Genomic DNA, 21,398 nt, shown 5'->3' with positions numbered 1-21,398 from the left:
ACTCTTGACAGACGATCCGACGGTCGCGGACCGTGTGTTGCGCATTGAGAGCCACGTTGCTTATTGCGCAACTTGCTCAAGAACCTACGGTGCCGGATCAGCTCCGGACCGTGACCGCCCCGGGACGCGACCGTCCCCGGCCCGGTGCGGAGCCCCCGATCCCACCGCCGCGCCCTCGAGGAGCACGGATTCATGACCACAGGAGAGATGGCACCGGCGATCGTGGGGTCGCAGCTGCCGGCGAGCCTGCGCGGGACGCTGTCCGGCCGGTACTACACCGACCCGACGATCTTCGCGGCCGAGCAGGCGCTCATCTTCGAGACCGGCTGGTTCTGCGCGGTCCTCGCCGCGGACATCCCGTCGCCCGGCGACTTCGAGACCGTGCAGATCGGGCGGGAGAGCGTGATCGTGGCCCGCGGGCGCGACGGCGCCGTGCGCGCCCACCTCAACGTCTGCCGCCACCGCGGCGCACGCATCTGCACCGAGGAGAAAGGGTCCGTGCGCCGGGCCTTCCAGTGCCCGTACCACGCCTGGACCTACGGGCTCGACGGCTCGCTGGTCTCGGCCCCGCACCTGCGCGAGATGCCCGACGTCGACCGCGCCGACTTCGGGCTCCAGCAGGTGCACCTGCGCGAGTGGCTCGGCTACGTCTGGCTCTGCCTGGCCGAGGACCCGCCGTCGTTCGAGGACACGGTGATCGGCGACGTCACCACCCGCCTCGGCTCCCCCGACGCGATCGTCGGCTACCAGGTGGCGGATCTGAAGCTGGGGCGACGCGTCGAGTACGACGTGAAGGCGAACTGGAAGCAGATCGTCGAGAACTTCATGGAGTGCTACCACTGCGGCACGATCCACCCCGAGCTCAGCGAGGTGCTGCCGGAATTCGCCGACGGTCTCGCGGCGCAGTACTTCGTCGGGCACGGTGCCGCGTTCGGCGAGGACGTCGACGGATTCACGGTCGACGGTTCCGCGGGGCTCGAGCGCATTCCCGGCGTCGGCGACGACCAGGACCGTCGCTACTACGCCATCACGGTACGGCCGCAGGTGTTCGTCAACCTGGTGCCCGACCACGTCGTGTTCCACCGCATGTTCCCGCTGACCGCCGAGCGCACCCTTGTGCGCTGCGACTGGCTCTACCTGCCCGGTGTCGTCGACTCCGGGGCGGACATCGACCGCTCCGTCGAGCTCTTCCACCGCGTCAACCAGCAGGACTTCGACGCCTGCGAGCGCTGCCAGGTGTCGATGGACTCCCGCTCCTACGCCCGCGGCGGGGTCCTGGTGCCGAGCGAGCACCACATCGGCGATTTCCACGACTGGGTCCTGCAGAAGATCGGCTGAGCCGTTCCTTCCCCCGAGGAGAAAGCACATGTCCGTCACCCCGGAGAACTCCGACCCGTCGGGTTCCGACCTCGCCACCCGCGACTACCGCGACGCCTTCGCGGTCGCCGACGAACTGAACGTCCACGGCAGCGGCTGCGTCTGCCCGACGTGTGCGGCGCGACTGCCGGGGCTGCTCATGGAGCTCGCCCGGGCTCTCGGGAACGACGCCGCCGACCGATAGCGTCGCGGCGATGTCCCCGACGAGAGAAGGGTCCGCGGTCCAGTCGGTCGACCGGGCCGTGTCGATCCTGGAGATGCTCGCCGCCCGCGGGGACCTCGGGATCACCGAGATCGCCGAGGAGCTCGAGGTCCACAAGTCGACCGCCTCGCGCCTCGTGGCGGCGCTGCAGTCGCGCCACCTGCTCGAACAGCAGGGCGAGCGCGGCAAGTACGCGCTGAGCTACGGCATCGTGCGGCTCGCGGCGGCCACCACCGCCCGCCTCGACGTCGCGCGCCTCGGGCAGCCGATCTGCGGGCGTCTCGCCGAGAGCCTCGGCGAGACCGTGAACGTGGCCGTCTCCGACGGCGAGGTCGCGATCACGGTCGCGCAGGAGGACGGCGCCGCCGCCATCACGTCGCAGAACTGGGTGGGCCGCCGGACGCCCCTGCACGCCACGTCCGCGGGCAAGGTGCTGCTCGCCTGGATGGACGAGGACAGCCGCCGCCCGCTGCTGCGCCGGGCGCTGCACCGCTACACCGACGACACCATCGTCGAGCACGCCGCGCTGCGCGCCGAGCTCGCCCGGGTGCTCGACGAGGGCCACGCCCGGTCGTTCGAGGAGCTCGAGGTCGGGATGCACGCCGTGGCGGTGCCGGTGTTCTCCGGCGACGGCACCGTGGGCTCGGCGCTGTCGGCCACCGGCCCGTCCTACCGGCTGCCCCGCCGGCGGGCTCGTGCCATCGTCGCCGACCTGCGGGAGGGCGCCGCGGAGCTCTCGGTGGAGCTCGGGTACCGGGCCGGATAGCTCCTCAGCGGAACACCACCGTCCGGTGGCCGTCGAGCAGCACCCTCCGCTCGCAGTGCCACCGCACGGCGCGGGACAGCGCGAGCGCCTCCGCGCCGCGGCCGACCGTCTGCAGCGCCGCGGGGTCGTGGGTGTGGTCGATGCGCACGACCTCCTGCTCGATGATCGGGCCCTCGTCGAGGTCGGCCGTGACGTAGTGCGCCGTCGCGCCGACGAGCTTCACGCCGCGGTCGTAGGCCTGGTGGTACGGCTTGGCGCCTGCGAAGCCGGGCAGGAACGAGTGGTGGATGTTGATCGCGCGCCCGCGCAGGGCGGCGCAGGTGCGGTGGAGAGGACCTGCATGTAGCGGGCGAGCACCACGAGGTCGGCGTCCCACGCGTCGACGAGACGCAGCAGCTCCGCCTCCGCCCCCGCCTTCCCGGCCGGCGTGACGGGCACGTGGACGTACGGCAGGCCGGCCGACTCGGCCATGGCGCGCAGGTCGTCGTGGTTGGACACGACGCCGACGAGCTCGCCGCCGAGGCTGCCGGAGCGCCAGCGGAAGATCAGGTCGTTCAGGCAGTGCCCGGACCGCGACACCATCGCGAGGACACGCACCGGCCGGGGCGCGTGGAACGCGTACTCCATCGCGAACGCGGCGGCGACAGGCGCGAAGTCGGCCGCGATCGCGTCGAGGTCGGCGCCGTCCGGGACCGCGACGCGGGTGCGCAGGAACAGGCGCCCGCTCACGGGGTCGTCGAACTGCTGGTGCTCGACGATGTCGCCGCCGTGCGCGGCGACGTGGCCGCTCACGGCGCGGACGATGCCCGTCCGGTTGGGGCAGCTCAGGGACAGCACGAACGCGGTCACGCGGGGTTCCTCAGCACTCGACGACGGTGAGAGCGAGCCCGCCCCGGGCCGTCTCCTTGTACTTGACCTTCATGTCGGCCCCGGTCGCGCGCATGGTCCGGATGGCCTTGTCCAGCGAGACGTGGTGGACGCCGTCGCCGCGCACCGCCATGCGGGCCGCGGTGATGGCCTTGACGGACGCGACGGCGTTGCGCTCGATGCACGGGATCTGCACGAGGCCGCCGACGGGGTCGCAGGTGAGCCCCAGGTTGTGCTCGATCCCGATCTCGGCGGCGTTCTCGACCTGCTCGGGCGTGCCGCCCAGGAGCTCCGCGAACGCGCCCGCGGCCATCGAGCAGGCCGAGCCGACCTCGCCCTGGCAGCCGACCTCGGCGCCCGAGATCGAGGCGTTGCGCTTGAACAACTGCCCGATCGCCGCGGCGGTGAGCAGGAAGCGGGCGACGGCGTCGTCGTCGAAGCCCGGCACGGTGCGGGAGGCGTGGTGCAGGACCGCGGGCACGATGCCCGCCGCGCCGTTGGTGGGCGCCGTGACGACCCGGCCGCCGGCGGCGTTCTCCTCGTTGACGGCGAGCGCGTCGAGCGTCACGCGGTCCATGTCCGTCGCGCCGGCGCCCTCGGCCTCGAGGTGGCCCCGCAGCTCGGCGGCGCGGCGGCGTACCCGCAAGCCGCCCGGGAGCACGCCGGACGTCGTCGTGCCGCGCTCGACGCACTCACGCATCACCGACCACAGGTGCAGCAGCCCGGCGCGGGTCTCGGTCTCGGGGCGCCACGCCGACTCGTTGGCGAGCACCACGTCGCTGATCCGCAGGCCGTGCGTGCGGGCGAGCGCGACCAGCTCGTCGCCGGAGGCGAACGGGTACGGCACGGGCGTCGTGTCCTCGCGGATCACGCTCTCGCTGCTCACCTGGGTCGAGCTCCGCTCCGCTTCGTCTCCCGTCTCCGACTCGTCCAGCACGAACCCGCCGCCGACGGAGTAGTACGCGCGGCGCTCGACGACGTCGCCGGCGGTGTCGCGCGCGGTGAACACCATGCCGTTGCTGTGGAACGCGAGCCGCCGGGTGCGGTGCAGCACCACGTCGCGGTCGACCGAGAACGCGATCCGGTGCTTGCCCGCGAGCGCGATGCCGCGGGCCTCCCGGACGGCGGCGACCACCGGCTGCGCCTCCACCGGGTCGACGAGGTGGGGCTGCCGGCCGGTGAGCCCGAGGACGACGGCGGGGACGCTGCCGTGCCCGTGGCCGGTGGCGCCGAGCGAGCCGAAGAGCTCGCAGCGCACCGACACGACGCGCGGCAGGAGGTCGGTGTCGTGCAGGCGCGAGCCGAACAGGTACGCCGCCCGCATCGGGCCCACGGTGTGGGAGCTGGACGGGCCGATACCCACCTTGAACAGGTCGAACACCGAGATGGCCACGGACACCCCCAGGGTCGGGAACGGGGCGCTGCGGTGCGCAGGAGATCGTCTTAATATATCAGTTGTCGCCGCACAGGAGAAGTATTGCTCCGTCTGTTGTAGGCTCCGGCTGTGAGTGTGCTTCCCGACGAGCAGGAGACGAGCCCTCCGCTGTCGCTGTCCGAGCGCGCCTACGCGGCGATCCAGGACAAGCTGATCATGCTGGAGATCCCCCCGATGGCACCGATCGACGAGGTCGCGCTCGTCGAGTCGCTGGAGGTCGGGCGCACGCCCGTCCGCGAGGCGCTCAAGCGGCTCGAGAGCGACCGGCTGGTGATCTCGTACCCCCGCCGCGGCACCTTCGCGACGGCCGTGGACATCACCGACCTCGCCTACATCTCCGACATCCGGGTGCAGCTCGAGCCCCTCGCCGCCCGTCGCGCCGCGGAGGACGCGGGGGACGCCGCGCGGGCGGACCTCGAGGAGCTGGCCGAGGCCACCGAGGGCCTGGACGTGCGCTCGCTCTCGCGCGAGGAGCTGATGCGCTGGGACATGCGGGTGCACCGGGCGATCTACCACGCCGCCGGCAACCCGCACCTGGAGGACACCCTCGTGCGCTACGACAACCTGGCGACGCGGATCTTCTGCCTCTTCCTCGACCGGATGTCGGACTTCGTCTCCCACGTCGAGGAGCACGCCGGGCTGCTGCGCACGATCGCCGCCGGCGAGGCGGACGTGGCCGCCCGCAAGGCACGCCAGCACGTCCAGGGGTTCGAGAAGGCGATCCGCGCGGTCATCTGACGTCCGTACGTGAGCGAACTTCGGGGCTATGGCACCAAAGTTCGCTCACATACGGAGGGACTGCTCCCGGACGACGGCGGTGAGCTTGGCGGCGCGCAGGACGAGGTCGTCGACGGGCTCGATCGCGGCCAGCAGCTCCGCGCGCACCGCGGGGTCGGTGACGAGGTCGGCCTCGACGTCGACGCGCGCCGTGCCCACCGCGGCGCGCAGGGCCTCGGCCGCCGCCGCGATCCTCGGGACGGCCGCCCGGGGCGCCGCCGGCCGCACGGCCTCGGCGAGCCTCAGCGTGCGGTCGGCGAGCTCGATCACCCGCCCCGGCGACGCCCCGGCCAGGGCCTCGACCCGCACCGCGTCCGCCTCCGTCGCCCGGTCCCCCGCGCCCGCGCGCGCCACCCGCGCCACGAGCGCCGCACCGAGGGCGACGTGCAGCGCCGCCCCCGCCCGGGGATCGCTCTCGGGATCCCCGGACGCGAGCGACGCCAGGAACTGCTCCACCGTGCTCAGCGCCGGATCCGCGCCATCTCGGGGTCGACGAGCGGCTCGCTCGCCACCGTGGCCCGGACCGGCTGACCGAAGTACCGGATGTCGACCGCCGTGCCGACCTCCAGCCCGGCCGGTAGCCAGGCGTACGCGATCGGCCGGCCCACCGTGTGCCCGAACGCCGCCGAGGTGACGTAGCCGGCCGTCTCGCCGTCGACGAGGACGGGCTCGTGGCCGAGCACCACGCTGCGGCCGTCGTCGACCGTCAGGCAGGTCAGCCGGCGGGTGGGCTCCGGGCGGTCCTCCAGGGCGGCCCGTCCGACGAAGTCGCCCTTCGTGTGCGGCCGCACCGCGAAGCCGAGGCCGGCCTCGTCCGGGGTGTGCTCGCTGGTCATGTCCGCGCCCCAGCTGCGGTAGCCCTTCTCCAGGCGCAGGCTGTCGAACGCGGCCCGCCCGCCGGCCACCACACCGAGCGACTGCCCGGCGCGCCACAGGACGTCCCAGAGCCGCAGCCCGTGCTCGGCGCTGGTGTAGATCTCCCACCCGAGCTCGCCGACGTAGGACACCCGCATCGCGAGGACCGGGACACCGCCGATCTCGGCGCGCACGCAGCGGAAGTACTTCAGGCCCTCGTGCGACAGGTCCGTCGAGGTCAGCGGCTGGACCAGGTCGCGGGCCAGCGGGCCCCACACGCCGACGCAGCACGTGCCGCCGGTGACGTCCCGGACGCTCACGTCCAGGCCGGCCGCCTCCTGCTGCAGGTGGTGCACGTCGAGGGGGCCGTTGGCGCCGACCTGGAACAGGTCCTCGCCGAGCCGGGCGACGGTGAGGTCGCTGCGGATGCCGCCCGCCTCGTCGAGGACGAGGGTGTAGGTCACCGATCCGGCGCTCTTGTCCATCTTCCCGGTCGTGAGCCGGTCGAGGAACGCGAGCGCACCCCGTCCCGCGACCTCGATCCGGGTCAGCGGGGTCATGTCGTACATCGCGACCGCGGTGCGCGTCTTCCACGCCTCCACCGCCGCGATCGGCGAGTGGAACCGCGCCGACCACGGGTCCCGCGACGGTGGCGCCCACTCCGGTGGCAGCTCGGCCGCCAGGGGCGCGTTCGCCTCGAACCACTGCGGCCGCTCCCAGCCGCGGGCCTCGGAGAACACCGCCCCCAGCTCGCTCTGGCGGGCGTGGAACGGGCTCACGCGCACGTCGCGGGGCGAGAGCCGCGGCTGCTGCGGGTGCACGACGTCGTAGATCTCGACGAAGTTCTGCTGCGCGGTCTCCGAGACGTACGCCTCGGCCGTCTGGAACTCCTCGAAGCGGTGCACCGAGCAGCCGTGCAGGTCGATCTCGCTGCGTCCGTCGACGAGCAGCTGGGCGACGCTGCGCGCGACACCCGCCGAGTGGGTCACCCAGACCGCCTCCGCGACCCAGAACCCGGCGACCTCCGTCGACTCCCCGATCAGCGGCCCGCCGTCCGGGGTGAACGAGAAGACGCCGTTGAAGCCCTCCTCGACCTTGGTGTCGGCGAGACCGGGCAGCAGCGCGACGCTCTGCTCCCACTGCGGCGCGAAGTCCTCGTCGGTGAACGGCAGCATCGAGGGCTGGCGCGCCTCGCTGACGTCGTCGACCTCGGGCAGCTCGGCGAGCGACACCGGCATCGGCCGGTGGGCGTACGAGCCGATGCCGAGGCGGTCGTGGTGCTCGCGGTAGTACAGGTCCTGGTCCTGGTGGCGCAGGATCGGCAGCCGGGCCTCGATCTGCTCGTCGCCCTGCCCGACGAGCTGGGGCACCTGGCCGGTGAACGCGTACTGGTGCGCGAGCGGGAGCAGCGGCACGCGCATCCCGACCATCTCGCCGATCGCGGGGCCCCAGAAGCCGGCGCACGACACCACGATGTCGGCGGGCACCGGGCCGCCGTCGGTCTCCACCCCGGTCACGCGCCCGCCCTGCTGCGCGATGCCCGTGACCCGCGTCGACCCCCGGAACTCCGCGCCTCGGCCCTGCGCCCGCCGCATCAGCGCCGTCACGGCTCGCGACGCCTTCGCCAGGCCGTCCGTCGGCGTGTACAGCCCGCCGAGGATGCGCGACGGGTCGATCAGCGGGTGCCGCCGCACGCACTCGTCGACGTCCACCACCTCGGCGGGGATGCCGCGCGAGAGCGCCCAGCCCTGCTTGCGGTGCAGGTCGGCGAGGCGCTCGACGGTGGTGGCCACCTCGAGCCCGCCCACCTGGTTGAAGCACCAGGCCCCGTCGACATCCAGGTCCAGGAACTTCTCGACGGTGTACGACGCGAACGCGCTCATCGTGCGCGAGGCGTTGGTCTGGAACACCAGGCCGGGCGCGTGGGAGGTCGACCCGCCGGTCAGCGGCAGCGGGCCCTGGTCGAGGACGGTGACGTCGGTCCAGCCGCGCCCGGTGAGCTCGTCGGCGAGGTTCGCGCCGACGATCCCGGCTCCGATGACGACGACGCGGGGGGTGGTGCTCATGAGCGTCTCTTCTCGAGGGGGTGGGGTCGTGGTCAGAAGTCGTGCGCCGCGTCGACGAGCAGGTCAGCGACGTACCCGGCGAAGGAGGTGCGGACGAACAGCTGCAGGTCGTCGGTGTCGTGGGCGACGAGCAGCACGGCGGACTGGCCGAGCAGGGTCTGGGCGCAGCGGCCCCGCGGGAACGACGCGGGTCGCAGGTCGAGCGCACAGCAGGACGCGAGCAGGTCGCGCGCCCGCTGACCCCGCAGGCGCAGGCTCGTGCGCTGGGCGGACACGTCGACGGCCGAGCCGCCGTGCGCGAGCGCGGCCTCGTCGACGCCGAACTCCCAGTCCTCCGGGCGGGCCCGCGACGACGTCAGCAGCCACTCGTCGGGGCCGAGACGCAGCGCGAGACCCGCGGGCAGCGCGGTCCAGGTGTCGGGCCGCTCGGGCAGCGGCCCGCCGACCACCGCGGCCACCGCGGCCGGCCCGGCGCCGGCCGGGTCGAGGCGCAGGTCCACGGCGGCGACGGGAGCGGAGAGCTCCTGCCGCACGGCCGACACGTCCTCGAGCCGGGCCCGGCGGCTCTCGAGCGGATGGGCCCACGGGAGCGTCGGCACAGGAAGATCAGCCATCGCGACGGGCTCCTTCGGGGTCGACGAGGACGGAGGACCCGATGAGGGCGGGCACCAGCTCGCCCTCGACGGGGACGTGGACGACCTCGCCGACGCGGTCGCGGCCGCCCTTCACCAGGGCCAGCGCGAACGGACGGGCGAGCTCGGCGCTGTGGTAGCTCGAGGTGACGTGCCCGAGCATCGGCACCGGCGGGGCGGGCAGCCGGCCGTCGGCGCAGAAGCCGACGATCTGCGAGCCCTCGGGCAGCTTCGTGGCCGCGTCGGTGGGCAGCAGCGAGACCAGCTGCTTGCGCAGCGGGTTGCGGTTCTCCGGCCGGGTGTAGGAGCGCTTGCCGACGAAGTCGTCCTTCTTCGCCGACACCGCCCAGCTCATGCCGAGGTCGTGCGGCGAGACGGTGCCGTCGGTGTCCTGGCCGATGATCGGGTAGCCCTTCTCGGCCCGCAGGACGTGCATCGTCTCGGTGCCGTAGGGCGTGATGCCGTACGCCTGCCCGGCCGCGAGCAGGCGCGCCCACACCGCCGACGCGTACCCGGACGCGACGCTGACCTCGAAGGCCAGCTCGCCCGAGAAGGAAATGCGGGCGACGCGGACGGGCGTCCCGTCGAGGACCGTGTCCTGCCAGGTCATGAACCCGAACGCGTCGTTCGAGACGTCGAGGTCTCCGAACACCGCGCCGATCACGTCCCGCGACCGCGGGCCGGCCACCGCCGCGATCGACCAGTGGTCGGTGACCGAGGTCAGCCGCACCCGCAGGTCGGTCCACTCGGTCTGGAGCCACTCCTCCATGGAGTCCAGCACGGCGGCGGCGTTGCCGGTGGTGGTCGTGACGAGGTAGCGGTTCTCGGCCAGGCGCAGCACAGTGCCGTCGTCGCGGACCATGCCGTCGTTGCCGCACATGACGCCGTAGCGCACGCGGCCGACCTTCAGGCTCGACATCATGTTCGTGTAGAGCCGGTCGAGCAGCACCGGCGCGTCGGGCCCCCGGACGTCGATCGTGCCGAGCGTCGAGGCGTCCATGATCCCGACCGACGTCCGCACCGCCGCGCACTCGCGCAGCACCGCGGCCGTCATGTCCTCGCCGGCGCGCGGGTAGTGCCGCGCGCGCTTCCACTGCCCGACGTCCTCGAACTCGGCCCCGGCGGCGACGTGCCACGCGTGCAGCGGCGTGGTGCGCACCGGGTCGAAGAGGTCGCCGCGCTCGCGCCCGGCGAGCGCCGCGAATGCCACCGGGACGAACGGCGGGCGGAACGTCGTGGGTCTCATGGCCGCGACGGGGCGTCCGGTGAGCTCGGCGAGGATCCCGATCGCGAGCATCCCCGACGTCCGGCCCTGGTCGTGCGCGGTCCCGATGGTCGTGTAGCGCTTGACGTGCTCGGGGTGCGTCAGCCCGGCGCCGACGGCCCGGGCGATGTCGGCGACCGTCGCGTCGCGGGCGACGTCGACGAACTGCCGGGCCGGGTCGCCCTCGGTGCGCCAGAGCACCCGCGGCGGTGCCCCGTCGTCCTCCGCGGGCGCGTGCGGCGCGCCGGCCCCGCCCGCCTCGCGCAGGACGTCCGCGAGAGCGAGCGTCCCGTTCGCCGCACCGATCACCTCGACGCCGGCCACGGGCTCGCCGAAGACGAACGCGCCGAGGGTCTCGTCGTAGGTCAGGGCGCCGCCGACGTGGCTGACCAGGTGCGCCGCGGGCGTCCAGCCGCCGGACAGGAGCAGGAGGTCGCAGGGGATCTCCGTCCCGTCCCCCGTGACCGCCGCCGTGATCCGCTCCTCGCCCCGGGTGCCACGCACCGTGGCCGCGGGCGTGACCGCGACGCCGCGCTCGGCGCACGCCCGCGCCCACCCCCGCGGGGCCTCGTCGCGGGCGTCGAGCACCCGCACGCCGGCCCCGGCCTCGTGCAGGTCGAGCGCCGCGGCGTAGGCGGAGTCGTTCGTCGTGAACACCACGACCTCGCGCCCCACGAGCACGCCGTGGCGGTGCAGCAGGTCCCGCGCCGCGGACGCGAGCACGACCCCGGGCCGGTCGCCGTCCTCGATGACCACCGGACGCTCGATCGCGCCGGCCGCGACGACGACGCGGGAGGCCCGGATGCGGTGCACGCGCTGGCGGGTGCGGAGCCCATACCCGTCGACACTGTCGCCCCGGCGCTCGAGCGCGAGCACGAAGCCGTCGTCGTAGTGCCCGAAGGCGGTGGTGCGCTGGAGGTGGGTGACCTCGGGCTGGTCCGCGAGCTCGGCGACGACGTCGGCGACGAAGGCCGGCGACGGCTCCCCGTCGATCGTCTCCGTGCCGGTCAGCGTGCCGCCGGGATCGGCCCGGTCGTCGACGAGGACGACGCTCTCCCCGCGCCGCGCGGCGGCCCGCGCCGCGACGAGCCCGGCGGGACCCGCACCGACGACGAGGACGTCGCAGTGGTGGTGGCGGCGGTCGTAGCGGGCGGTGTCGGCGACCTCGGCGAGGCGGCCCTGGCCGTTGACCCCGCGCACGACGAGCCCGTCGGTGGCCTCGACCGTGGTCGCGAGCAGCATCGGCTCGGGGAAAGGCTCCTCGACCTGGATCAGGCCGGTCGGGTCCTCGGTCCACGCCCCGGTGATGCCGCGGGGGCGTCCGTACTTGACGCTGGTGGTGCGGGGGTGCACGTCGTGGGCGAGCAGCACCGAGGCGACGGTGTCGCCGGGGTGCCCGGTGTAGGGCACGCCGTCGACGGTGATCGTGACCGTGCGGCTGCGGTCGATGCGGCCGAAGCCGGGAACGCGGCTCACGAGGTCACCTCCGACGGGGACACGAAGCGGTGCGTCCGGGTGTCGCGGACGGCGGTGAACCAGCGACGGCAGCCCGCGGCGTGCACCCAGCGCTCGGCGAAGGGACCCTTCGGGTTGTCGCGGAAGAACACGAAGCGCGCCCATTGCTCGTCGGTCAGCGCGGCGGGGTGCTCGGGGTAGGCGACGGCGGCCTGGCCGCCGTAGGAGAACTCGACCTCCTCGCGGGGGCCGCACCAGGGACAACTGATCAGTTGCACGACGGACCTCCTAGTGGGCCACGGCGGCGGCGCCGTGCTCGTCGACGAGGGCACCGGTGACGAACCGGTCGAGGCCGAAGGGCGCGACCAGGGGGTGCGGGCGGCCGTGCGCGACGGTGTCGGCGAACGCCCAGCCCAGGCCCGGGGTCGCCTTGAACCCGCCGGTGCCCCAGCCGCAGTTGAGGAAGACGTTGTCGTAGGGCGTCGCGCCGACGATCGGGCTCGCGTCGGGGGTGACGTCGACGATGCCGGCCCAGCTGCGCAGGAGGTGGGCGCGCGCGAACACGGGGAAGAGCTCGACCGCCGCCGCCATCTGGCGCTCGATGACGTGGAACGCGCCGCGCTGGCCGTACCCGACGGGCGCGTCCACGCCCGCGCCCATCACCAGCTCGCCCTTGTGGGCCTGTGAGACGTACACGTGCACCGCGTTGGACATGACGATCGTCGGGTGCACGGGCTCGAGGAGCTCGGAGACCAGCGCCTGCAGCGGGTGCGACTGCAGCGGTGCGGGCACGCCGAGCATGTCGAGCAGCACCGAGGTGTGCCCGGCGGCGCAGAGCGCGACCGTGCCGGCGGCGATGTCCCCGCGGGTGGTGCGCACGCCGGTCACGCGGTCGCCGTCGGTGGCGAACCCGGTGACCTCGCAGTGCTCGATGATGTCGATCCCGGCTTCGTCGGCCCGGCGGGCGAAGCCCCAGGCGACGTAGTCGTGCTTGGCGATGCCCGCGCGCGGCTGGAACGTCGCGCCCTGCACCGGGTAGCGGATGTCGGCGGAGACGTTGACGATCGGGCAGACCTTCGCGACCTCGTCGGGCCCGAGCCACTCGGCGTCGATGCCGTTGAGCTTGTTGGCCTCGACGCGGCGCATCGAGTCGCGGACGTCCTGCTCGGTGTGGGCGAGGTTGAGCACGCCGCGCTGGCTGAAGAGGATCGGGTAGCCGAGGTCGTCCTCGAGCCCCTCCCAGAGCCGCAGCGCGTGCTCGTAGATGCCCGCCGACTCGTCCCAGAGGTAGTTCGAGCGGATGAGCGTGGTGTTGCGGGCCATGTTCCCGCCCGCGAGCCAGCCCTTCTCGAGCACCGCGACGTTCGTGATGCCGTGGTTCTTCGCGAGGTAGTGGGCCGTGGCGAGCCCGTGGCCGCCGCCGCCGACGATCACGACGTCGTACGACTTCCTCGGCTCGGCCGTCGTCCAGAGGTGGTCGGGGTGCTCGGGCAGGTGGGCGCCCGGCGGGGTCGGAGTCGTCATACCGGCAGCTCCGGGTAGAGGGGGTGGCGGTCGGCGAGGGCGGCCGTGCGGTCGGCCAGGGCGTCGAGCTCGGCGTCGGTCACGTCGGGGCGCAGGGCGCGGGCGACGACGTCGGCGACCTCGGCGAAGTCGTCGGTGCCGAACCCGCGGGCGGCGAGCGCCGCGGTGCCGACCCGGACCCCGGAGCTGACCATCGGCGGCCGGGGGTCGAACGGGACGGCGTTGCGGTTGACGGTGATGCCGACGCGGTGCAGGCGGTCCTCGGCCTGCTGCCCGTCGAGGGCGGAGTCCCGCAGGTCGACCAGCACGAGGTGGACGTCGGTGCCGCCGGAGACGACGCCGAGGTCCGGCTCGGCCAGCAGGCGCTCGGCGAGCAGGCGGGCGCCGGCCAGCGTGCGCTCCTGGCGCTCGCGGAACGCGGGCTCACCGGCGAGCTTGAACGCGACGGCCTTGGCGGCGATCACGTGCTCGAGCGGGCCGCCCTGCTGACCGGGGAAGACCGCCGAGTTGACCTTCTTGGCGATCGCCGCGTCCGATGTCAGGACGAACCCGCCGCGCGGGCCGCCGAGCGTCTTGTGCGTCGTCGAGGTGACGACGTGGGCGTGCGGCACCGGCGAGGGGTGCCGGCCCGCGGCGACGAGGCCGGCGAAGTGCGCCATGTCGACCATGAACCAGGCCCCGACCTCGTCGGCGATCGCGCGGAACGCCGCGAAGTCGAGCTGCCGCGGGTAGGCCGACCAGCCGGCGATGATCAGCTTCGGTCGGCGCTCGCGGGCCAGGCGGGCGACCTCGTCCATGTCGACGCGGTGGTCGTCGGCCCGCACGTGGTAGGCCGCGACGTCGTAGAGACGGCCGGAGAAGTTGAGCTTCATGCCGTGCGTGAGGTGGCCGCCGTGCGCGAGGTCGAGGCCGAGGATCGTGTCGCCGGGCGTCAGCAGCGCCGCCATCACCGCGGCGTTGGCCTGGGCGCCCGAGTGCGGCTGGACGTTGGCGTGGGCGGCGCCGAAGAGCTCCGTCAGCCTGTCGATCGCGAGCTGCTCGACGACGTCGACGTGCTCGCAGCCGCCGTAGTAGCGCCGGCCCGGGTAGCCCTCGGCGTACTTATTGGTGAGCACCGAGCCCTGGGCGGCCATCACCGCGAGCGGCGCGAGGTTCTCGCTCGCGATCATCTCGAGCGTGCGGCGCTGCCGGCCGAGCTCGCGGCCGACCGCGGCGTGCACCTCGGGGTCGGCGTCGGCGAGCGCCCGGTCGGGGGCCGTGAGGGCGAGCGGGACTGCGAGGGACATTCGCGATCCACTTCGTAGCCAATTGATATATCTGGCGGCGATGACTGTAGACACGGGCGTTCGCCAGGGTCAACACTCGTCTCCGGACGGAATCCGGGCGACGAGGGAGGTCGCGGAGATGACGACGACGGACACGGACCCGCGGGTCGCCGCCGAGGCGATGCGCCGGCTCGACGGGTGGCTCGGGGCGCGGCCCGTGCCGGAGAAGGTCGGGCTGACGATCCTCGACAACGATCGCGAGGAGGCCGCGGCGATCGCCCGGCGTCGCGGGTACGAGCTCCATCTCACCGACGTCGAGGAGCCGGGCTGCGTGTGGGCGGAGTTCTGGCCCGCTTGAGGAGGCGCACCGACGGAGCAAGATCGCTCCCGGTGCTCCTCTGACCCGATGTCATGGGGTGAGAGGAGCACCGGGGCGGATCATGAGGACGAGACGCACGGATCCGTCGGGCCCGGCGCTGCGTCGAACCCGGTATGGACTCGGAGAACGACCTCGCCGCCCTCCTGCGCCGCCAGGACGGCGTGATCTCGCGTGCCCAGGCGCTGGCCTGCGGTCTCTCGCACGCTGCCGTCGACCACCTGCTCGCGCGTGGGTTGTGGACCCTGCTCTGGCCGTGCGTCTACCTCTCGGCCGCGCACGCCCGGGGACCGCGTGTGCGGGTGCGGGCGGCCTCGCTGTGGCTGGGGTCGACCGCCACCCTGATCGGCGCCGGCGCGGCATGGTGGCTGCGTCTGCTCGACGAACCGCCGGACGTGCTGCGGTTCGCGGTGCCGCCCGACCGACGCGTGCGCTCCCGCGCGCAAGTGCGGGTCGTGCGCCGCTTGCTGCCGGGGCGTCGCAGCATCGTGGACGGCGTGCCGGTCGTGGCGCGCGCGTACGCCGTGGTCGACGCCGCCGCCGAGCTGGGCCTGCGGAAGGGCGCCGAGCTCATGGATCGCGCGCTGCTCTCGGGGCGGGTCACCCTCGAGGGCCTGCAGCGTGCGCACCGCTCGCGGCTGGGTCGTCCGGGATCGGTCATCGTGGCGCAGCTGCTCGTCCTCGCCGCGGGTGGCGCCCGGTCCGAGGCCGAGCGGCGGATGCACCGGCTCCTGCGCGACGCCGGCGTCGGCGGCTGGTTCGCCGATCACCCCGTCGACGTGCCGCGCTACGGGCGCGCACTCCTCGACCTCGCGTTCCCTGCCGCCCGGGTGCTCGTCGAGATCGACGGCTGGGCCTACCACCGCGACCTGCCCGCCTTCCGCCGCGACATCGCTCGACAGAACGCCCTCGTCCTCGCGGGGTGGACGGTCCTGCGCGTCACCTGGCACGACCTCGAAGTCGACCCCGACGCCGTGCTGGCGACGGTCACGGCCGCGATCACGCCGTCGGTCGGAGCATGATCCGTCCCGCTGCTCCTCTCACCCCATGACATCGGGTCAGAGGAGCACCGGGAGCGATCATGCCCGCGGCAGGACCGGCCGGGGCCCCTCTCCCGGCCGGCGACGGTGATGGACGGGCCGGGGCCGTGCGGGCAGGATGCCGAAACGGACACCGAGATCCCGTGATCCCGTGGGGAGGCCGTGGACACCCAGCGCCTGGAGGACCTGGCCCGGCTGCGGCGTGTCCGCGACCGGATCGACCGGGACTACACCGAGCCGCTGGACGTCGAGGCGCTCGCCCGCGGGGTGCACTGGTCGGCCGGGCACCTGTCCCGCGAGTTCCGCCGTGCCTACGGCGAATCGCCCTACAGCTACCTCATGACCCGGCGCATCGAGCGGGCGATGGCGCTCCTGCGCCGCGGGGACATGAGCGTCACCGAGGTCTGCTTCGCGGTCGGGTCGTCCTCGCTGGGCACCTTCACGACGCGGTTCACCGAACTGGTCGGCATGTCCCCGGGCGCGTACCGCAAGCAGGCGCCCGGTCCCGGCGCGGGCATGCCGCCGTGCGTCGCCAAGCAGGTGACCCGACCGGTCAGGAATCGAGAAGTCCGGGCGGCCGGCCCGCCCCTAGCGTGACCGGCATGAGCACACCGGACCTCACCATCCACAACGCCTTCCTCCCCCACACCGACAACGACGCCTCCCTCGCCTTCTACCGCGACACCCTCGGCTTCGAGGTGCGCAACGACGTCGAGTGGAACGGGCTGCACTGGCTCACCGTCGGCCCGGTCGACCAGCCCGGCACGTCGATCGTGCTCTACCCGCCGTCGGCGCAGCCCGGCATGACCGACGAGGAGCGGAAGACCGTCGGCGAGATGATGGCCAAGGGCACCTACGCCTCGATCAACCTCGCCACGAAGGACCTCGACGGCACCTTCGAGCGCCTCCAGGCCGGAGACGCCGAGGTCGTGCAGGAGCCCACCGACCAGCCCTGGGGGATCCGCGACGCGGCCTTCCGCGACCCCGCGGGCAGCATGATCCGCATCTTCGAGGTCAAGTGACCGCACGACCCGCCGGAACTTCAGCCCCGAGGAGCTCGGCCACGATGCCGGACACGACTGCGCCCGACACCGCCCACGCGGCCGACGGGCACGACCTGATCCGCGTGCACGGCGCCCGCGAGAACAACCTCAAGGACATCGACGTCGCGCTGCCCAAGCGGCGTCTGACCGTGTTCACCGGCGTGTCCGGCTCGGGCAAGAGCTCCCTGGTCTTCTCGACGATCGCGGCCGAGTCGCAGCGGATGATCAACGAGACCTACAGCACCTTCGTCCAGGGCTTCATGCCCACGCTCAACCGGCCGGACGTCGACGTCCTCGACGGCCTGACGACCGCGATCATCGTCGGCCAGGAGCGGATGGGCGGTGACGTCCGCTCGACGGTCGGCACCGCCACCGACACGGGCGCGATGCTGCGCATCCTGTTCAGCCGGGTCGGCGTGCCGCACGTCGGCGGGCCGCAGGCCTTCTCGTTCAACGTCGCCTCGCTGTCGGGCGCCGGCGCGGTGACGTTCGAGAAGGGCGGGCGCGAGATCAAGGAGCGCCGCGAGTTCAGCATCACCGGCGGCATGTGCCCGCGGTGCGAGGGCCGGGGCACGGCGTCCGACTTCGACCTCACCGCGCTCTACGACGACAGCAAGTCGATCAACGAGGGCGCGATCACGATCCCCGGCATGAGCATGGACGGCTGGTTCGGCCGCATCCTGCGCGGCTGCGGGTTCTTCGACCCGGACCGGCCGATCAGGGAGTTCACGAAGAAGCAGCTGAACGACCTGCTCTACAAGGAGCCGACCAAGCTCAAGATCGACGGCATCAACCTGACCTACACCGGGCTGATCCTCCAGATCCAGAAGTCCATGCTGAGCAAGGACCCGGAGGCGATGCAGCCGCACATCCGGGCGTTCGTCGAGCGCGCCGTCGTCTTCGCCGCGTGCCCCGAGTGCGGCGGCACCCGCCTGTCCGAGGCGGCGCGATCCTCGAAGATCGACGGTCAGCACATCGGCGAGGTCTGCGCGATGCAGATCAGCGACCTGGCGGACTGGGTGCGAGGGCTGGAAGCGCCCTCGGTGGGTCCGCTGCTCGCGTCGCTCTCGGAGACCCTCGACTCGTTCGTCGAGATCGGGCTGGGCTACCTCTCGCTCGACCGTCCGGCCAGCACGCTCTCGGGCGGCGAGGCGCAGCGCACCAAGATGATCCGCCACCTCGGATCCGCGCTGACCGATGTCACCTACGTCTTCGACGAGCCGACGATCGGGCTGCACCCGCACGACATCGACCGCATGAACAACCTGCTCCGGCGCCTGCGGGACAAGGGCAACACCGTGCTCGTCGTCGAGCACAAGCCGGAGACGATCGCGATCGCCGACCACGTCGTCGACCTCGGACCGCGGGCGGGCACCGCCGGCGGCGAGATCGTCTACGAGGGCTCGCTCGCCGGGCTGCGGACCAGCGGCACGCTCACCGGGCGCCACCTCGACGACCGGGCGGCGCTGAAGGCGTCGGTGCGCACCCCGTCGGGGGCGATGGAGGTCCGCGGCGCCGACGCGCACAACCTGCGCTCGGTGGACGTCGACATCCCGCTCGGCGTGCTCGTGGCGGTCACCGGCGTCGCCGGCTCGGGCAAGAGCTCGCTGATCACCGGCTCGGTGGCCCCGCGCGACGGGGTCGTCGTGGTCGACCAGGCCCCCATCAAGGGCTCGCGCCGGAGCAACCCGGCCACCTACACCGGGCTGCTCGAGCCGATCCGCAAGGCCTTCGCCAAGGCCAACGGCGTGAAGCCGGCCCTGTTCAGCGCGAACTCCGAGGGCGCCTGCCCGAACTGCAACGGCGCCGGGGTGATCTTCACCGACCTCGGGATCATGGCCGGGATGTCGACGGTCTGCGAGGTCTGCGAGGGCCGTCGGTTCGACGCGGCGGTGCTCGAGTACCGGCTCGGCGGCGCCGACATCAGCGAGGTGCTCGCGATGCCCGTCGACGAGGCGGTGGCGTTCTTCGGTGCCGGCGCGGCGCGCACCCCGGCGGCGCACAGGATCCTCGAGCGGCTCGCCGACGTCGGGCTCGGCTACCTCACCCTCGGCCAGCCGCTCACGACGCTGTCCGGTGGCGAGCGTCAGCGGCTCAAGCTCGCGACGCAGATGGGCGAGGCCGGCGGGGTGTACGTCCTCGACGAGCCGACCACCGGCCTGCACCTCGCGGACGTCGAGCAGCTGCTCGGCCTGCTCGACCGGCTCGTCGACGCCGGGAAGTCGGTGATCGTCATCGAGCACCACCAGGCGGTCATGGCGCACGCGGACTGGATCGTCGACCTCGGCCCGGGCGCGGGCCACGACGGCGGGCGCGTCGTGTTCGAGGGCACGCCCGCCGACCTCGTCGCGGCGCGCTCGACCCTCACCGGCGAGCACCTGGCGCGCTATGTCGGGGCCTAGACGGCGGGCGCGGCCACCAGCAGCGGCACGCGCTGCTCCTCGGCGCTGACCGACCCGTGCTGGCCCGGCAGGCGCGACAGCAGCGGCTCGGCCTCGGTGCAGACGACCGCCGCGGTGCCGCGCAGGGCGACGACGACGTCGGGCAGCCGGTCGGCGGGCGGGCCGGACGGTCCGAACCAGCCGCCCTCGACGGCCTCGGCGCCCGGGAGCACCCAGGCGTCGTCGCCGAGCACCCCGCGCCAGGTGGCGAGCACGTCGCCGGCGGCCCCGGGCTCGGCGTAGACCAGGCGCGCCCGGGGGTCGCCGCCGACGAGGGCGACGCCGGCGCGCAGGTCGGGGTCGGTGTCGGCGTCGTGACGCCGGTCGATCGTGACCATGCCGTGGTCGGCGGTGACCGCGAGCAGCGCGCCGCTCGGCAGCTCGGACACGAGCCCCTCGACGAGCCGGTCGATCTGGCGCAGCTGCCAGCGCCAGGCCGGCGAACCGGGACCCCGCAGGTGCCCGAGCTGGTCGAGGTCGGCGTGGTAGCCGTAGACCAGCTGCGGTCCGGGCTGCCCCAGCGCGTCGAGCAGTTCGGCGGCGAGGTCGCCGAGCGCGCCGACCCCGCGGTACCGCGCGCCGCGCAGGGCCGAGCGGGTCAGGCCGGACTCGCGGAACGCGCGGTCGGAGACCACCGTCGCGCCCACCCCGGCGGCCACGGCGCCCTCGAACACCGTCGGGCGCGGCTGGACGGCCTCGGGGACGAGGCTCTCGCGCACGTCGGTGCCGCCGCTGGTCCAGGTCAGGGAGTCGAGCAGGGTGCCGTCGACGCGGAAGCGGACGCCGATCGTGCCGTGCGCGCCGGGTGGGAGCCCCGTGCCGAGGGAGGTCACGCTGATCGGGGTGCTGCTCGGGAAGCCGACGGTCAGGGGTCCGTGGTCGGCCATGGCGGCCAGGAACGGGGCGTCGTCGGCGTGCTCGTGCAGCAGCGCGTGCCCGAGCCCGTCGACGAGCAGGAGACCGACGGCGCGGGCCGGCGGGAGACCGAAGGCGGGCTCCCCGCCACTGATCATCGACGGTCCGGCTCCGCTGCGCTCCGCGTCCGGGAGACAGGCCAGCAACGACGGCAGGACGTCGGGGAGACCGGGTCGGGCGGGATCGGGCAGAACGGGGTCCGCGGCCACGTACGCATTCTGGCGGACGGGACGGGCTGTGACCGTTCGTCGTCACACTGACGATACGTACAGCCGAACGAGTGAGAGGAGCTGGCGTTCTTGGGCACTCACTGTCACCGTCGAAGCTCTGCGTGACCGAAGGAGGCCACCATGTCCGTCGAGGCACCCGCCCGGCCCACCACCGCCCGGCGCGGGCACGTCCACGACCGGTCCTGCTACTGGGACGTCATGGAGTGCCGCTGGGCCGGGCCCGCCCACCCGGTCGCCCGTGACCCGCGCGTGCCCGCTCCGCGGTAGGCGCCGGAGGCCCGATCCGCGCCGCGTCAGCGCGCCTCGCGACGCATGCTCAGCGCGAGACCGATGTCCATCGCGCCGCGGAACAGGAAGCCCAGCGCGATGAAGATCGCGATGAGCCCGACCGCGGTGCCGGGCGAGAAGATCAGGATCAGCGCGACGATCAGCGTCAGGACACCGAGGACGATGTTCCACAGCCGGTGCTCGCTCTGGGAGAAGCCCACGAGGAGGTCGTTGATCCCGGCGATCACGAACCACAGGATGATCCCCCAGGCCAGGACGAGGATGCCGCCGCCGGGCTGGAACAGCACGAGGATGCCGGCGAGCAGCGCCAGCACCCCGAACGCCGCGAGCCAGCCGCGTCCCGTCGATCCGGTCTCGGCCCGCCAGGCGACGCCGATCTCCAGGGCCCCCTGCACGATGAGCCCGATCCCGAGCACGAACGCCGCGGTCAGGATGGCGAGGCCCGGGAAGAACAACGCGATCACCCCGACCAGGATGCCGAGGATCCCGGACGCCAGGACCCAGCCCCACCCGCTCGACGCCCGGCGGACGCTCATCCCACTCGCCGCGCTGGTCATCCCTTGCTCCCCTCTCGTCACCC

General features: G+C 73.3%; 20 protein-coding genes and 1 pseudogene. 10 read left to right on the top strand and 11 right to left on the bottom strand.

All coding sequences use genetic code 11. The features are described from left to right. Positions 1-192 precede the first annotated feature (192 nt). From QSK03_RS24970 to QSK03_RS24960, 3 genes are read left to right on the top strand one after another with little or no spacing between them, the layout of a single operon-like run. The gene (locus QSK03_RS24970) at positions 193-1,338 is read left to right on the top strand and encodes an aromatic ring-hydroxylating oxygenase subunit alpha (RefSeq protein WP_285657790.1); all 1,146 of its coding nucleotides are present in this window, start codon (positions 193-195) and stop codon (positions 1,336-1,338) included. 28 nt (positions 1,339-1,366) lie between these two features. After that, positions 1,367-1,561, top strand: coding sequence for a hypothetical protein (locus QSK03_RS24965; protein WP_285657788.1), 195 nt, complete (start codon positions 1,367-1,369; stop codon positions 1,559-1,561). A 10-nt stretch (positions 1,562-1,571) separates the two neighbouring features. Next, positions 1,572-2,345, top strand: coding sequence for an IclR family transcriptional regulator (locus QSK03_RS24960; RefSeq protein ID WP_285657786.1), 774 nt, complete (start codon positions 1,572-1,574; stop codon positions 2,343-2,345). Between the two features lie 4 nt (positions 2,346-2,349). On the opposite strand, the pseudogene purU reads toward QSK03_RS24960, so the two are convergent. Both purU and QSK03_RS24950 read right to left on the bottom strand, forming a co-directional pair. Further along, positions 2,350-3,194, bottom strand: a pseudogene (purU, locus tag QSK03_RS24955) (formyltetrahydrofolate deformylase). Positions 3,195-3,204: 10 nt separating this feature from the next. After that, complete coding sequence (locus tag QSK03_RS24950; RefSeq protein ID WP_285657784.1) at positions 3,205-4,605, bottom strand: L-serine ammonia-lyase; 1,401 nt, start codon at positions 4,603-4,605, stop codon at positions 3,205-3,207. A 111-nt stretch (positions 4,606-4,716) separates the two neighbouring features. Between QSK03_RS24950 and QSK03_RS24945 the strand changes: the two genes are divergently transcribed. Then, positions 4,717-5,385 (top strand): GntR family transcriptional regulator, encoded by a 669-nt coding sequence (locus tag QSK03_RS24945; RefSeq protein ID WP_285657782.1) that lies wholly within the window; start codon positions 4,717-4,719, stop codon positions 5,383-5,385. A gap of 45 nt (positions 5,386-5,430) precedes the next feature. On the opposite strand, the gene QSK03_RS24940 is transcribed toward QSK03_RS24945, so the two are convergent. Genes QSK03_RS24940 through glyA form a run of 7 tightly spaced genes read right to left on the bottom strand, consistent with a single transcriptional unit; the run spans position 5,431 to position 14,506 of the window. Further along, positions 5,431-5,880, bottom strand: a complete 450-nt coding sequence (locus QSK03_RS24940) for a hypothetical protein (RefSeq protein WP_285657780.1) — start codon at positions 5,878-5,880, stop codon at positions 5,431-5,433. A gap of 5 nt (positions 5,881-5,885) precedes the next feature. After that, on the bottom strand, positions 5,886-8,345 hold the full coding sequence (locus tag QSK03_RS24935) for a GcvT family protein (protein ID WP_285657778.1): 2,460 nt from the start codon (positions 8,343-8,345) through the stop codon (positions 5,886-5,888). Positions 8,346-8,377: 32 nt separating this feature from the next. Further along, on the bottom strand, positions 8,378-8,959 hold the full coding sequence (locus QSK03_RS24930; RefSeq protein ID WP_285657775.1) for a sarcosine oxidase subunit gamma: 582 nt from the start codon (positions 8,957-8,959) through the stop codon (positions 8,378-8,380). Beyond that, the gene (locus QSK03_RS24925) at positions 8,952-11,717 is read right to left on the bottom strand and encodes a 2Fe-2S iron-sulfur cluster-binding protein (RefSeq protein WP_285657773.1); all 2,766 of its coding nucleotides are present in this window, start codon (positions 11,715-11,717) and stop codon (positions 8,952-8,954) included. Before QSK03_RS24925 ends, QSK03_RS24930 begins: the two co-directional genes overlap by 8 nt. After that, complete coding sequence (locus QSK03_RS24920; protein ID WP_285657770.1) at positions 11,714-11,974, bottom strand: sarcosine oxidase subunit delta; 261 nt, start codon at positions 11,972-11,974, stop codon at positions 11,714-11,716. Before QSK03_RS24920 ends, QSK03_RS24925 begins: the two co-directional genes overlap by 4 nt. A gap of 10 nt (positions 11,975-11,984) precedes the next feature. Beyond that, positions 11,985-13,220 (bottom strand): sarcosine oxidase subunit beta family protein, encoded by a 1,236-nt coding sequence (locus QSK03_RS24915; RefSeq protein ID WP_285657768.1) that lies wholly within the window; start codon positions 13,218-13,220, stop codon positions 11,985-11,987. Continuing rightward, positions 13,217-14,506: a serine hydroxymethyltransferase gene (gene glyA, locus QSK03_RS24910; protein WP_285657766.1), complete on the bottom strand. Its 1,290-nt coding sequence runs from the start codon at positions 14,504-14,506 to the stop codon at positions 13,217-13,219. The genes QSK03_RS24915 and glyA overlap by 4 nt, the downstream gene beginning before the upstream one ends. Before the next feature lie 118 nt (positions 14,507-14,624). On the opposite strand from glyA, the gene QSK03_RS24905 reads away from it, so the two are divergent. The 5 genes from QSK03_RS24905 (at position 14,625) to QSK03_RS24885 (ending at position 19,346) form a co-directional block, all read left to right on the top strand. After that, entirely contained in the window at positions 14,625-14,843 is a 219-nt protein-coding gene (locus QSK03_RS24905) for a hypothetical protein (RefSeq protein WP_285657764.1), read from the top strand. A 134-nt stretch (positions 14,844-14,977) separates the two neighbouring features. Then, entirely contained in the window at positions 14,978-15,883 is a 906-nt protein-coding gene (locus QSK03_RS24900) for an endonuclease domain-containing protein (RefSeq protein ID WP_285657762.1), read from the top strand. A 180-nt stretch (positions 15,884-16,063) separates the two neighbouring features. Next, the gene (locus QSK03_RS24895; protein WP_285657760.1) at positions 16,064-16,498 is read left to right on the top strand and encodes a helix-turn-helix transcriptional regulator; all 435 of its coding nucleotides are present in this window, start codon (positions 16,064-16,066) and stop codon (positions 16,496-16,498) included. 5 nt (positions 16,499-16,503) lie between these two features. After that, on the top strand, positions 16,504-16,923 hold the full coding sequence (locus QSK03_RS24890) for a VOC family protein (protein ID WP_285657758.1): 420 nt from the start codon (positions 16,504-16,506) through the stop codon (positions 16,921-16,923). A 44-nt stretch (positions 16,924-16,967) separates the two neighbouring features. Then, entirely contained in the window at positions 16,968-19,346 is a 2,379-nt protein-coding gene (locus QSK03_RS24885; protein WP_285657756.1) for an ATP-binding cassette domain-containing protein, read from the top strand. Here the strand turns inward: QSK03_RS24885 and QSK03_RS24880 are convergent. Beyond that, positions 19,343-20,509: an alkaline phosphatase family protein gene (locus QSK03_RS24880; RefSeq protein WP_285657755.1), complete on the bottom strand. Its 1,167-nt coding sequence runs from the start codon at positions 20,507-20,509 to the stop codon at positions 19,343-19,345. The two genes, QSK03_RS24885 and QSK03_RS24880, sit on opposite strands and share 4 nt — an antisense overlap. 141 nt (positions 20,510-20,650) lie before the next feature. On the opposite strand from QSK03_RS24880, the gene QSK03_RS24875 reads away from it, so the two are divergent. After that, positions 20,651-20,797 carry a hypothetical protein gene (locus QSK03_RS24875; protein WP_285657754.1) on the top strand — a complete coding sequence of 49 codons (147 nt, stop codon included), beginning with the start codon at positions 20,651-20,653 and terminating at the stop codon, positions 20,795-20,797. A 26-nt stretch (positions 20,798-20,823) separates the two neighbouring features. On the opposite strand, the gene QSK03_RS24870 is transcribed toward QSK03_RS24875, so the two are convergent. Next, on the bottom strand, positions 20,824-21,375 hold the full coding sequence (locus QSK03_RS24870; protein ID WP_285657753.1) for an HdeD family acid-resistance protein: 552 nt from the start codon (positions 21,373-21,375) through the stop codon (positions 20,824-20,826). Between the last annotated feature and the right edge of the window lie 23 nt (positions 21,376-21,398).

It is taken from the genome of Actinomycetospora sp. NBRC 106375 (genome assembly GCF_030269665.1).
Classification (GTDB): Bacteria; Actinomycetota; Actinomycetes; order Mycobacteriales; family Pseudonocardiaceae; genus Actinomycetospora.
The sequence above is the reverse complement of the archived record's forward strand: the minus strand, read 5'-3'. Positions and strand labels throughout refer to the sequence as shown.